At 73.1% G+C, this 12,176-nt stretch carries 10 protein-coding genes; 7 read left to right on the top strand and 3 right to left on the bottom strand.

What is annotated here, in order from left to right; all coding sequences use genetic code 11:
* Positions 1 to 31 precede the first annotated feature (31 nt).
* The gene (locus ACWCYO_RS14615; protein ID WP_270145197.1) at positions 32 to 2,605 is read left to right on the top strand and encodes an ATP-binding protein; all 2,574 of its coding nucleotides are present in this window, start codon (positions 32 to 34) and stop codon (positions 2,603 to 2,605) included.
* Positions 2,606 to 2,617: 12 nt separating this feature from the next.
* Here the strand turns inward: ACWCYO_RS14615 and ACWCYO_RS14610 are convergent, their stop codons facing one another.
* From ACWCYO_RS14610 to ACWCYO_RS14600, 3 genes are all read right to left on the bottom strand, one after another.
* Positions 2,618 to 3,325 (bottom strand): VOC family protein, encoded by a 708-nt coding sequence (locus tag ACWCYO_RS14610; RefSeq protein ID WP_270145195.1) that lies wholly within the window; start codon positions 3,323 to 3,325, stop codon positions 2,618 to 2,620.
* A complete protein-coding gene (locus tag ACWCYO_RS14605) occupies positions 3,259 to 4,149 on the bottom strand; it encodes a hypothetical protein (protein WP_449784445.1) in 891 nt (296 codons plus the stop codon). Before ACWCYO_RS14605 ends, ACWCYO_RS14610 begins: the two co-directional genes overlap by 67 nt.
* 147 nt (positions 4,150 to 4,296) lie before the next feature.
* Positions 4,297 to 4,509 (bottom strand): hypothetical protein, encoded by a 213-nt coding sequence (locus ACWCYO_RS14600; RefSeq protein ID WP_270145191.1) that lies wholly within the window; start codon positions 4,507 to 4,509, stop codon positions 4,297 to 4,299.
* A 369-nt stretch (positions 4,510 to 4,878) separates the two neighbouring features.
* On the opposite strand from ACWCYO_RS14600, the gene ACWCYO_RS14595 reads away from it, so the two are divergent.
* The 6 genes from ACWCYO_RS14595 (at position 4,879) to ACWCYO_RS14570 (ending at position 12,132) form a co-directional block, all read left to right on the top strand.
* A complete protein-coding gene (locus ACWCYO_RS14595) occupies positions 4,879 to 5,877 on the top strand; it encodes a helix-turn-helix domain-containing protein (protein WP_270145189.1) in 999 nt (332 codons plus the stop codon).
* A 155-nt stretch (positions 5,878 to 6,032) separates the two neighbouring features.
* The gene (locus ACWCYO_RS14590) at positions 6,033 to 7,712 is read left to right on the top strand and encodes an LCP family protein (protein ID WP_449784444.1); all 1,680 of its coding nucleotides are present in this window, start codon (positions 6,033 to 6,035) and stop codon (positions 7,710 to 7,712) included.
* A gap of 331 nt (positions 7,713 to 8,043) precedes the next feature.
* On the top strand, positions 8,044 to 9,693 hold the full coding sequence (locus ACWCYO_RS14585) for an LCP family protein (protein WP_449784443.1): 1,650 nt from the start codon (positions 8,044 to 8,046) through the stop codon (positions 9,691 to 9,693).
* A gap of 139 nt (positions 9,694 to 9,832) precedes the next feature.
* Positions 9,833 to 10,282 carry an SRPBCC family protein gene (locus ACWCYO_RS14580; protein WP_270145183.1) on the top strand — a complete coding sequence of 150 codons (450 nt, stop codon included), beginning with the start codon at positions 9,833 to 9,835 and terminating at the stop codon, positions 10,280 to 10,282.
* 193 nt (positions 10,283 to 10,475) lie between these two features.
* Positions 10,476 to 11,276, top strand: a complete 801-nt coding sequence (locus ACWCYO_RS14575) for a VOC family protein (protein WP_270145181.1) — start codon at positions 10,476 to 10,478, stop codon at positions 11,274 to 11,276.
* Between the two features lie 106 nt (positions 11,277 to 11,382).
* The gene (locus ACWCYO_RS14570; RefSeq protein ID WP_270145179.1) at positions 11,383 to 12,132 is read left to right on the top strand and encodes an HAD family hydrolase; all 750 of its coding nucleotides are present in this window, start codon (positions 11,383 to 11,385) and stop codon (positions 12,130 to 12,132) included.
* The last annotated feature ends 44 nt before the right edge of the window (positions 12,133 to 12,176 follow it).

Below are 12,176 nucleotides of genomic sequence, written 5' to 3'. Positions count from 1 at the left end.
TCCGCGCGACGGGGTATGACGGGGGGTTGCGGTGCCGACTGGGGTTTTGCTGCACCGGGAGACGGAGCTGGCGGAGCTGGCGCGTGCGGTGGCGGGTGCCGGCGCGGGCCGTTCCGCGGTCGTGCTGGTCAGGGGTCCGAGAGGGATCGGGAAGAGTGCGCTGCTGCGCGCCGCGCTGGCCCGGATGCCGGGCGAGGCGGTGGTGCTGCGGGCGCGATGTCACGACAACGAGCGGGACTTTCCGTACGGCGTGGTCCGTCAGCTCTTCGATCCTTTCATGCGCATGACAAACAACCCGGAGGCGACCCCGCAATTCCTGGGCGAATCGCCCGGGGAATTCCTCGCCGAGGCCCTTCCGGAGGCCCTTCCCGGGGGCGCCCCGACGGCACATCCGGCGGGTCCCGAAAGTGTCGGAAACGGGCGCGAACGGGTCCTGAACAACCTTTTCCACGCGGCCCGTTCGCTCACCTCACGAACACCCGTGGTGATGGCCGTGGACGACCTCCACCTGGCCGACGAGGAGTCCCGGCAGTGGTTCTCCTACCTCGCCCGCCGGCTCGACGGCCTGCCCGTCGCCCTGCTCGCCAGCACCGCCGACGAGGCGGCCGACCCGCTGGCCGCCGAACTCGCCGCGCTCCGGCACGCCCGCACCCTCACCCCCGGCCCGCTCTGCGACAGCTGCGTGGCCGACCTGGTGGCCGAGGAGTTCGACGCCCCGGTCGACCCGGAACTCGCCGCCGTCTGCCACAACCTCTCCCGGGGCAACCCACTGGTGGTCGAGGAACTCACCGCCCGGCTCGCCGCCGCCCGGATCTCGCCCGGCTCGCCCGACCTCGACAAGGTGCTGCGGATCGGCGCCGGGACCCTCGCCGACACCACCCTCAGCTGGCTGCGGCAGAGCCACCCCCGCGCCGCCGAACTGCTCACCGGCCTCGCCGTGCTGGGCGCCGACGCCGACCTCGCCACCGCCGCCCTGCTCACCGGCCAGGGCGAACTCCTCGCCGACGAGGCCCGCGAGGCGCTGCGCCGCACCGACCTGATCGAACCCGGTCCGCCGGAGACCTTCCGGCACGAGCTGGTCCGCACCGCCGTCCTGGCCCGCACCGACCCGCGCGTCCTGGTCGCCCTGCACGAGCGGGCCGCCGCCCTGCTCGCCCGGCTCGGCGCCCCGGCCGCCCGCACCGCCGAACACCTGATGTCCTCCGGCACCACCGGGCTGGACTGGGCCGTCCCGGTGCTGCGCACCGCCGCCCGGGAAGCCGCCGCCGACGGCCACTGGGACGACGCCGCCCGCTACCTCCAGCGCGCCCTCGCCGACGCCGCCGACCCGGAACTGGTCCGCTCGCTCACCGGGCAGCTCGGCACCGTCGAACTCCACCGCGACGTGGCCGCCGCCGCCCGCTGCGCCGCCGGCCTCGCGGCCGGCGCCCCCGACCCGGTCGAACGCGCCCGGCTGCTGCGGCCGTTCGCCGGCCCGGTGCTCGCGCTCAGCGCCGCCGGCGCCGCCGCCGTCCCCTCCGCCGAGGCCGCCGCGGCACTCGCCGGCACCCCCGCGCCCCCCGCCGAACTGCTGCTGCCGCTCGCCGCCCAGGCCGTGCTGACCGGTCGGCGCACCGCCCTGCGACCCGCCCTCGCCGCCCTGCGCGCCCACCCCGCCGAGCCCGCCGCCACCGGCATGCTCGGCGCCCTGGCCGCGCTGGCCGCCGCCGGGGGCCAGCCCCGTACGGCGGTGCGGCTGGCGGCGCGCTGCGTGCGGCGGGTCTCGCCCGCCGAGGCCGGGACGGACGTGCTGGGTGCGGCGATGGCCTACGCCTGGACCGGGCGGCTCGACGAAGCCGCCGCCTGGGCCGGCCGGGTGGTCCGCTCCGCCCAGCGCTGGAACCACCGCGGCGAACTCGCCCTCGCCCTGCTGGCCCGCTCCGACATCGCCCACCGGCAGGGCCGGCTCGACGCCGCCCTCGCCGACGCCGAACAGGCCGCCGAACTGGCCCGGCGGATCCGGGCCGAGGACCTCGCGGGCGCCGCGCGGGCGCTGGCCGTACGGGCCCGGCTGCGCCGGGGTCTGCCGGTGGACGCCGCGACCGCCGACGCCGAGCCGGCCGCGGTCGAACTGCCAGCCGAGGCCCACCCGTTGCTGCGCGCGGTGGTGCTGGAGGCCCGCGGCCTGGTCGCCGCGCACCGCGGCGACCACCAGCAGGCGCTGCGGCTCTTCCTGGAGTGCGGGCACCAGCTGGCCGCCCGCGGCGTGGCCAACCCGGCCTGCGTGCCGTGGCGCAGCCACGCGGCGCAGGCCTACCAGGCGCTCGGCGAGCACGCCGCCGCCCGGACCATCGCGGCCGACCCGCTGCCCGGCGGCGACGCCCGGCCACGCCCGGCCGAGGAGCGCGGCGGCCCGGCCATCGGCACCCGCGACGCCGGCCCGGTCCGGCTGACCCCGAGCGAGCGGCGGGTCACCGAGCTGGTGCTGCAGGGCCTGAGCAACCTGGAGGTCGCCGAGCGGCTCTGCCTCAGCAAGCGCACGGTGGACACCCACCTGGGCCGGATCTACCGCAAGCTGGCGATCAAGGGCCGGCCCGAACTGGGCGCCGCGGTCAAGGCGTTGTAGCGACGTCGTGGATCAAGCGGGGACCAGGCCGAACTCGGCCCCCCACGGGTCGCGCAGCACCGGCGGTTCCTCCGCGCCCGGCCGCACCAGCCGGGCGCCCAGCCCGACCGCCCGGCGGACGGCGTCCGCCGGGTCGGCCGCGCCGAAGAGCGGCAGCCAGCACGGACGGCCCTGGTCGCTCTCCACCACCCGGGCGTAGCCGAAGCCGTCGACCGCGAACTGCCCGTCCGCGCCCAGCCGGTAACCGAACAGCGGCCCGTAGAAGGCCTCGGCCTGGATGGCCGACGGCACCCGCAGCTCGTGGCCGCAGATCGCGCCCGGTTCGTCGGCGAGCACCACGCCCTCGGCCCGCGCGCCCTCCCAGAAGCCGACCGTGACCCCGGAGGAGTCGACGGCGAGCAGCAGCCGCCCGTTCTCCCCGGCGGGCACCGGCGGCATCACCACCCGCCCGCCGAGCCGGCCGACCTGCACGCAGCAGTGCTCCGCGTCCTTGGTCGCCAGGTAGACGTTCCACGCGGCCTGCGGCGGCAACCCCACCGGGGCGGCGCCGAAGCCACCGATGATCTCCCCGCCCAGCACCACCAGCTGGTAGTCCGGCGACTCGGTGACGAACTCCCAGCCCAGCAGCGCCGAGTAGAACTCCCGGCTGCCGCTCAGATCGGGAGTGATGCAGTCAGCCCAGCACGGAGCGCCGATGGCATAGCTGGTACGTCGAGGCACGGCTCGTCCTTCTCCTTGGTCATGGCTTGATCGATCAGACCGGCCGCCTCCTCCGCCCCGCTCACGCCGGGCAGGTGCAGGCAGTGGGTCGGCGCCCCGGCGAGCGCCCCGCTGGACCCGGCCGGCCAGGTGTGGGTCGTGAACTCCCATGGTGCCAACCGGACTTCCTCGTCGATGCTGCGGCAGAGCCGGACCAGCGAAGGGGGAGCCAGCCGGGCCCGCACCGGCACCACCGGGCCGAGGCTCTCCGGCCGCACCAGCAGCACCTCGCCGCCGACCGGCGAGGTGACGGTGCGCCACATCCCGTCCGGCAGCCCGGCACCGCGCAGCCAGGCCGCGGCCGGTCCGCGCGCCTCCAGCGGCGCGAGGTAGGGCAGTACGTGCCCGGTGCGACGGTCCAGCACCAGCAGCCGTCCGGAGACGAACTCCCAGGAGCGCTGCGCCAGCGCGGCGCCCACGTTGGCCTGCTCCGAGTACGGTCCGCCGACCAGCGCCACGGTGGCGCCGCCCTTGGCCAGCACCACGGCCTGGGCCAGGCAGAACCGGTCCTGCAGCGCCGCGAACGGCGGCACCGCGGACGGGACGTTCCCCCAGCCCCGGAAGGTGCGCCGCAGCAATGGCGTTCCGTCACTGCGGCGCACCAGGAAATCGCCGGGAGCGTCCTTCCCCGGGGTCCGGGAGAATTCCACCCACAGTTGGTCGGGGTCCCGGGAAATCCCGATGAGGTGCGGACCGAAATGGAACGAGATCTCGTCGCGGTCGGCCTGGACGAGGGCGATCTCGAGGCCGAAGAAGTTCAGCACAATCGGCTCGATAACCGGCACTGGTGCTCCTGGCGGTTTGTTGCACATTCAATTTATGCGGCGGTCCGAAGTCCCGCCGACGGACCTTCGTCACCGTCCGGCCGGGCTGCCCGTCGGTCCGGTCGTGGCGAGGAAGGAGTCAGGTGCCATGGCCTGCGGAAGCGACCGTCACCAGTGCCAGTCGCCCGGGGTCGCGGCGCCGCCGAGCGTCGGCAGCTGGGGCTGGCGCGGCTGGGTGGGCAGGTGGTTCGTGAACTGCTGCACCGAGGCGGTGGTGGGGCCGGCGGCAGGCGCGGCGTGCGCGGATCCGGCCAGGACGCCACCGGCGACAGCCAGCGCGGCGGCAGCGGTACAGGCGAACGTGCGGCAGGAAATCAACATGGAGGTCCCCCAGGACATGTGTGTTTCGGAAGCGGGTGCCGACCGGTTCCACGACCTCGTCGGTCGACCATCGGTGATGACGGTCCGTGGTCATCGGCGGGCCCGGCTGGGGAGCTCGCGGCTCCCCGACAACCGAAAGTCTGGAGGAAGTCGAGGGCTATCGGAAGGTGTTCGGGGCGGCAGGAAGATCACCGTGGCACCTTGGTGCCATTGCCGCCCCATGACCTTTATCGCGACCGGCCGATCCGGGGCCCCGGGGGAAAGGCATACGCGGTTGTCCTGACCTGTCCGTCCTGGCATGATCGGGCAGCGGGCTTCGTCCGGCCAGGGGCCGGAAATCGGTACGGGCTGCGGGGGAGTGGTGCGCCGATGACGCGGGAGATCGACGATGCCGCGCAGGCGGTCTATCGGTTGATGCTGACCGACCATCAGCTGGATGTCGAGGGTCTGGCCGGAAAGCTCGGCCTGACCGAGGAGCAGGTCCGGGCCGCCCTCGACCAGCTCGCCGGCCTGCGCCTGCTCCGCCCCTTCGAACCCTCCGGGGACGAAGCTCCGGGCGAGCCGTCCGGCGGCCTGCGGCCGGTCGACCCGAGGGTCGGACTGCCGGCCCTGCTGCGGTACTACGAATCCGTCCAGCAGCGCGCCCAGTTGGAGTTCGAGCAGCGCCAGGCCGAGATCTCCGGCATGCTCGCCCAGTTCCGCGACGAGTCGGCCCCCGAGGACAGCCAACTGGAGCGGCTGCTCGGCACGGCCACCGTGCACGCGAGGATGGAGGAACTGGTCGGCTCGGTCCGCGAGGAACTGCTCACCTTCGCCCCCGGCCGCGCCCGGTCCGTCGCCTCGCTCCAGGCCAGCCGCCCCGACAACGAGAAGCTGCTCGCCCGCGGGGTGACGATGCGCACCGTCTACCTGGACGTGGTGCGCAAGGACCGGGCCACCGTCCAGCACGCCGAGTGGCTGACCGGACTGGGCTGCGAGATACGGACGGTGCCCGCGCTGCCGCTGCGCATGCTGGTCATCGACCGGCAGGTCGCGCTCGTCCCGATCGACCCGGCCAACACCCTCAAGGGCGCCGTCCAGATCTCGTCACCGGGCGTGCTCGCGGCGCTGGTCTCGCTGTTCGAGCAGATCTGGTCCGACGCCACCCCCTTCGGCGCCCCGTGCGAACGCGACGAGGAGGGCCTCACCCGCCAGGAACAGGAACTGCTGCGCCTGCTCGGCCAGGGCTACACCGACGAGGCGGCCGGCAAGCACCTCGGCGTCTCGCTGCGCACCACCCGCCGGATGATGGCCGATCTGATGGACCGCCTCGGCGCCCGCAGCCGCTTCGAGGCCGGCCTGCTGGCGGGGCGGCGCGGCTGGCTCTGAGCCGGCTCCCGGGGCGGCGTGATCACCCGTCAAAACGGGCTGATTGATGGCAATCCGACGTCGAACTGCTTTGGCTTGATCCGATTCTGTGCTTCGCTGGGCCGCGACAGACCTGTCGAGGACGGGCCGACCGTCGGTCCGGGACCGGGGGAGCCATGGCCGAGAACACCGAGCAGCCGCCGCACGCCGAGCAGCCGCCGCGGGGCGGCCGCGCCGCCGCCCGCAAGGCCTCCGGCGGGGGCCGCTCCCCGCTGCTGATCGCCGGCCGGGTGGTGGCCTGCACGGTCGGGTTCACGGTGTTCGCGGCCAGCGGGGTGGTCTGGTACGAGTACACGTCCCTCACGGACGGGATGACCACGTCCAGCGTCATCGAGCAGACCAAGAAGGACGCCCCCAAGCACCTGGACAACTCGGTCAACCTGCTGCTGATCGGCCTGGACAGCCGCAAGAACATGGACGGTTCGGACGTCGACCCGGCCATCGTCCAGAACGAGTTGCACGCCGGGGCGGACTCCAGCATCGGCGGCTACAACACCAACTCGCTGATCCTGCTGCACATACCGGCGGGTGGCGGCAAGGTGCAGGGCATCTCCATCCCCCGCGACGACTACGTCATGACCTACGACGGGGACGGCAAGGAGATGGGCATGGCCAAGATCAAGGAGGCCTACGGCAACGCCAAGGAGGCGTTCAACAACAGCCCGAAGGCCAAGGGGCTCAAGGGCGCCGACCTGGAGAAGGCCGGCCGCGACGTCGGCCGCGCGGCCACCATCCGCACCGTGCAGAAGTTCGTCGACCAGCCGGTGGACCACATCGCCGAGGTCAACCTGATGGGCTTCTACGACATCGCCAAGGTGCTCCAGCCGATCGAGGTCTGCCTCACCCACCCGGTGGACGACCCGATCATCGCCAGGACCACCACCCACGAGGGTGGCGGTACCGGGCTCAAGCTCCCGGCCGGCCGCAGCAAGCTCGACGCCGCCCAGGCGCTCTCCTTCGTCCGCCAGCGGCACCACCTGAACGACGGCCACGGGGACTCGGACGACTTCGCCCGGACCCACCGCCAGCAGGCCTTCATCTCCGGAGTGATGCACAAGCTCAAGGAGCAGGGCGTCGTCGGCGACCTCGGGGCGATGCAGAAGATGTTCGGAGTGATCCAGCAGGACCTGGTGATCGACAACGAGTGGAACGTCCTGGACTTCGCCCAGCAGGCCCCGGCGCTGACCGGCGGCAACGTCGAGTTCAACACCCTGACCTTCGACCGGGAGGACATGAAGGGCGGGGAGGCGGTCAACATCGTCACCCCGTCGAAGATCCAGAAGGTGGTCAAGCAGGTGTTCGGCGGCGCCGACGCCGCCGCCCCCGCGCCCGCCCCCGCCGACACCCCGAGCGGCGACCCGACCGCCACCCAGGCGCCGACGCAGACCGCCACGCCCACCCAGGCCGCCGCCCCCGCCACCGTGGACGTGTTCAACGCCTCCTCCGCCGCCGGGGTGTCCTCCGCCAACGAGGCCAAGGTCCTGGTCGGCCTGGGCTTCAAGCAGGGGGTGACCGGCCCGGCGCGCACCAAGCCGAAGGCCACCACGGTGACCTACGGCAAGGGTGCCAAGGAGGCCGCCGACCAGATCGCCGCCCGCTACGGGGTCACCGCCACCGAGTCCTCCTCGGCCGGCGCCGGCCACGTCGTGGTCACCCTCGGCACCTCCTTCGACGGCGTCGCGTCCGACCGGCCCGCCGCCCCCAGCACGGCCCCGGACGACCCGGCCGCGAACGTCGCGATGCAGGGTCCCAAGGTCGAGGCCCAGTCCGACGGCGGCATCCCCTGCGTCTTCTGACGCCGGCAGTAGACACCCCGCCCGAATCGAGCGTTTTCGGTCGTTCTGTAGCGGGATCGTCCCGTGGCTGCCGAGGTGGTTGGTGTACCGGAGGTCAATGATCACCTTTGGTCTCAATATGATCGGAAGCCATGATGGTCGGACCGTACCGACCTTCGTACGTACAACCAGGGAGCGGTCCGGTACGTCTCCCCCTGTGCGGTGCGCCAGATCGTCCGGGGCGTCGCTTCCGTCGGTGAAAGGTACGCGCATGTCAGGTCGGAGGGGCGAGAGCCCGGCTCGGGGCGAGGACACGCCCGACGCGCTCCCGGCGGAAGGTGCAGCGGGCGCCGTGCCCCCGCCGCGCTCCGGCGGCCGGGCCGAGGCCCGCCGTGCCGCGCAGGGCAAGGGCGGCGGCAAGGCCGACGGTGGGCCGGGCGGCCGGGCGGCCGCGCGGCGCAGCGCCAAGCCCAAGAAGAACGTGAAGAAGATCGTCGCCTGGTCGGCGGCCGGCGTGCTGGTGCTGATCGCGGGGACCGGCGGGGCGATTTACTACAAGCTGAACGCCAACATCAAGTCCTTCGACGCCGACGCGATAGCCCCCGACCGCCCGCCGGAGGCCAAGGCCGACGCGGACGGCAACAAGCCGGTCAACGTCCTGCTGATCGGCTCCGACAGCCGGGGCGGCAACAACTCCGACCTCGGCGGCGGCGAGGACGGCGGCGCCCGCTCGGACACCACGATCCTGCTGCACGTCTACGCCGACCACAAGCACGCCGTCGGCATCTCGATACCGCGCAACGCGCGGGTGGACATCCCGTCCTGCAAGCTGCCCAACGGCAAGTGGACCAAGGGCGGCAACGACCTGTTCAACGCCGCCTTCTCGGTCGGCGGCAGCGACAGCGGCAACCCGGCCTGCACCCAGAACACGGTGGAGAAGGTCACCGGCATCCGGGTCGACCACACCATCGTGGTCGACTTCAACGGCTTCGCCGCGATGACCAAGGCCGTCAACGGCGTGGACGTCTGCCTGCCGAAACCGATCTACGAGGGCGACATCAACCCCAACCTGCACAAGAAGGGCAACCTCGTCCTCCCGCAGGGCAAGCAGACCGTCGAGGGACAGCAGGCGCTCGACTACGTCCGCCTGCGGCACGGCATCGGCGACGGCTCCGACATCGGCCGGATGAAGCGCCAGCAGGCCTTCATGAGCTCGCTCGCCACCAAGATGAAGAAGGAGGGGCTGAGCCCCACCAACCTGCTGCCGCTGGCCGACGCGGCCACCAAGTCGCTGACCGTCGACCCGGGGCTGAATTCGGCGGACAAGCTGCTCTCCTTCGGCCTGTCGCTGAAGAACATCGACATGCACGACCTCAAGTTCGTGACCACGCCCTGGCGCTACCGCACCCAGGACAAGGACCTCGACCTGGTCCAGCCGGACACCAACAAGCTCTGGGAGACCCTCAAGGCCGACCAGACCATCGACGGCCAGAACGCCACCGGCCAGCAGCCGGACGCCGGCGGCAGCCCGAGCGCCGCCCCGCAGCAGGCCGCGCCCAGCACGCCCCCCGCCCCGGCCGGGGACGCCTCCAACGCCGCGATCAAGGTCGCGGTCTACAACGGCACGCTCGCCAACGGCCTGGCCGGCAAGGCGACCGACCTGCTGAAGGGCGCCAAGTTCACGGCCAGCACGGCGGGCCAGGCGGCGAGCACCAAGTACAAGACCACCACGATCGAGTACAGCTCCAGCCAGAAGGCGAACGCCGAGAAGGTCGCCGCGCTGTTCCCCGGCGCCACCCTGGAACCCAGCAGCTCGCGGGGCATCTCGGTGATCGTCGGCCAGGACTTCGCCGCGGCCAACGGCATGGGCGCGCCCACGGCCGCCGGCAGCACCCCGGGCACCCAGACGCCCCCGCAGCCGCTGCCCACCACCGTCACCAACGACGCCCGCTCGGCGGACGACGACATCTGCGCGAACACCACCTACGGCAGCGGCGGCTGACCGCGGGCACCGGAGAACGGCGGCGGGACGACCCCGGGGCGCACGAGCCCCGGGGTCGTGCCATCGTGGCGGTAGGGCCTGTCGCTCGGGTCCCTTGCCGGGTCCCCCGGGCCCACCGGTCACCGAAAGGGCGGACCCCATGCCCGAGATCGCCATGCAGATCGACATCGCCGCGCCCCGGGACGTCGTCCTCGCCGCGCTCAACACCCACGACGGGCTGACCAGCTGGTGGACCACCGGCGTGGACCGCGAGGGCGACGTGCTGCTCTTCGACTTCCCCGACGCCCCCGAACCGTTCCGGCTGCGCCGCGAGCGGGCCGACCGGGACCGGGTGCTGTGGGCCAACGCCGGGGCCTTCCCGCCGCACTGGGCCGGCACCTGGATCAGCTGGGAGCTCGCCGACCAGCCCGACGCGCCCGACCGCACCCGGCTGCTGTTCCGGCACGGCGGCTGGCAGCCGGGCAGCGAGGAGGGCGTCCCGATGGTGGCCGGCACCTGGGCCGAACTGCTGGTCCGGCTCAAGGACTACGCGCAGAGCGGCAAGGTGCAGCCGTACTTCGTCACCGCGCTGCGCCACGACGCGCAGTGACCACCCGGTGGCCTCCGGGCCCCCGGTCGCCCGCCAGGGCGCCGTCCGGTGGCGGGAACGCGGCGGCGGACCGAAGGTGGGCGGTGTACCTCCGTCGTACCGTCGTCCGCGCGGACGGCCGTACCGGTCGGGCCGGGCCCCCGCCCGCCCCGACGACCACAGCCGGCCACCACCGCCTCCGGGAGGCCCAGCAATGCCCGTAGTGACCGATCCGTACAAGCCCGGCACCCCGTGCTGGATCGACCTGATGGCGAGCGACCAGCAGGCCGCGCTCGACTTCTACCGCGACCTGTTCGGCTGGCAGGGCGAGATCGGCCCGGCCGAGTTCGGCGGCTACGCCGTGTGCACGCTGGGTGGCCGCCCGGTCGCCGGGATCATGGAGCGGTCCGCGCCCGAGGGCCAGCCGCTGCCGCCGGTCGCCTGGACCACCTACCTCGCCTCGGACGACGCCGACGCGACCAGGGCCGCCATCGCCGAAGCCGGCGGCACGATCCTCTACGACCCGATGGACGTCGGCAGCATCGGCCGGATGATGGTCGCCGCGGACCCGACCGGCGCCGTGTTCGGCGTCTGGCAGGCGATGGACTTCATCGGCGCGGGCGTGGTCAACGAGCCCGGTGCGCTGGTCTGGAACGAGCTCAACACCTCCGACACCGCGGCGGCCGGCCGCTTCTACCAGCCGGCCCTCGGCCTGCGCCCGGCCACCATCCAGGGCATGGACGGCTACTACTCGCTGAACGTCGGCGACCGCACGGTGGGCGGCATGCAGGAGATCCCGAAGTACCTGGCGACCGGCACGCCCTCGCACTGGATGCCGTACTTCTCGGTGGACGACACCGACTCCGTGGTGGACGCCCTGGTCAAGAAGAACGGCACGGTGATCCAGCCGCCGTTCGACATGCAGTCCGGCCGGATGGCCGTGGTCCAGGACCCGCAGGGCGCGGTCTTCGCCGTCATCCAGGCGCCCGAGGCCCAACTGCCGGACTCGCCCTGATCCCGCCGGTCCGACGATCCCGCCGCGGCTACCGGAGGCCGCCCTTCCCGCGACGCGCCGCCGGGAATGGGCGGCATCCCCCGCTGCCCCGGGGCAGACTGCACCCATGCTGGGGCTACCGGACGACATCCGCGCTTTCCTCTTCGACCTCGACGGGGTGCTCACCCAGACCGCCACGGTGCACGCCGCGGCCTGGAAGGACACCTTCGACGCCTTCCTGCGCGCCGAAGCCGCCCGCACCGGTGGGCAGTTCGTCCCCTTCGACGCCGTCACCGACTACGACGCCTACGTGGACGGCCGCCCGCGCCTCGACGGCACCCGGGCCTTCCTGCACAGCCGGGGCATCGACCTGCCCGAGGGCGCCGAGGACGACCCGCCGAACGCCCGCACCGTGCAGGGGATCAGCCGGGCCAAGAACGACACCGTGCTGCGGCTGATCCACGAGCAGGGCGTCGCGCCGTACGACGGCTCGGTCGCCTACGTGCGCCGGCTGCGCGCGCTCGGGCTGCCCAGCGCGGTGGTCTCCTCCAGCGCCAACTGCCGGGACGTGCTGCGCTCGGCGGGCATCCTGGACCTCTTCGACCTGATCGTGGACGGCGTGGTCGCCAAACAGCAGGCCCTGCCCGGCAAGCCCGCCCCGGACACCTACCTGTACGCCGCCCGCGAGCTCGGCGTCGAACCCGCGCACGCCGCCGTCTTCGAGGACGCGCTCGCCGGGGTCGCCTCCGGCCGGGCCGGCGGCTTCGGTGCGGTGGTCGGGGTCAACCGCACCGGGCAGGCCGCCGAACTGCGCCGCGACGGCGCCACGGTGGTCGTCGACGACCTCTCCGAGCTGTTGGGGGAGGAGGAGGCATGAGTGAGCGGAGCGAGCTCATCATCGAGAGGTGCGTGTGGGCTCAT

The sequence above is a fragment of the Kitasatospora sp. NPDC001683 genome (assembly GCF_053596495.1).
This window is presented reverse-complemented; position numbering and strand designations above follow the sequence as displayed.

Excerpts from the sequence above, each read along its gene's own strand:
- ACWCYO_RS14600 (WP_270145191.1), bottom strand. The coding sequence starts at position 4,509 with ATGTTGATTTCCTGCCGCACGTTCGCCTGTACCGCTGCCGCCGCGCTG.
- ACWCYO_RS14595 (WP_270145189.1), top strand. The coding sequence starts at position 4,879 with ATGACGCGGGAGATCGACGATGCCGCGCAGGCGGTCTATCGGTTGATG.
- ACWCYO_RS14590 (WP_449784444.1), top strand. The coding sequence starts at position 6,033 with ATGGCCGAGAACACCGAGCAGCCGCCGCACGCCGAGCAGCCGCCGCGG.
- ACWCYO_RS14580 (WP_270145183.1), top strand. The coding sequence starts at position 9,833 with ATGCCCGAGATCGCCATGCAGATCGACATCGCCGCGCCCCGGGACGTC.
- ACWCYO_RS14575 (WP_270145181.1), top strand. The coding sequence starts at position 10,476 with ATGCCCGTAGTGACCGATCCGTACAAGCCCGGCACCCCGTGCTGGATC.
- ACWCYO_RS14570 (WP_270145179.1), top strand. The coding sequence starts at position 11,383 with ATGCTGGGGCTACCGGACGACATCCGCGCTTTCCTCTTCGACCTCGAC.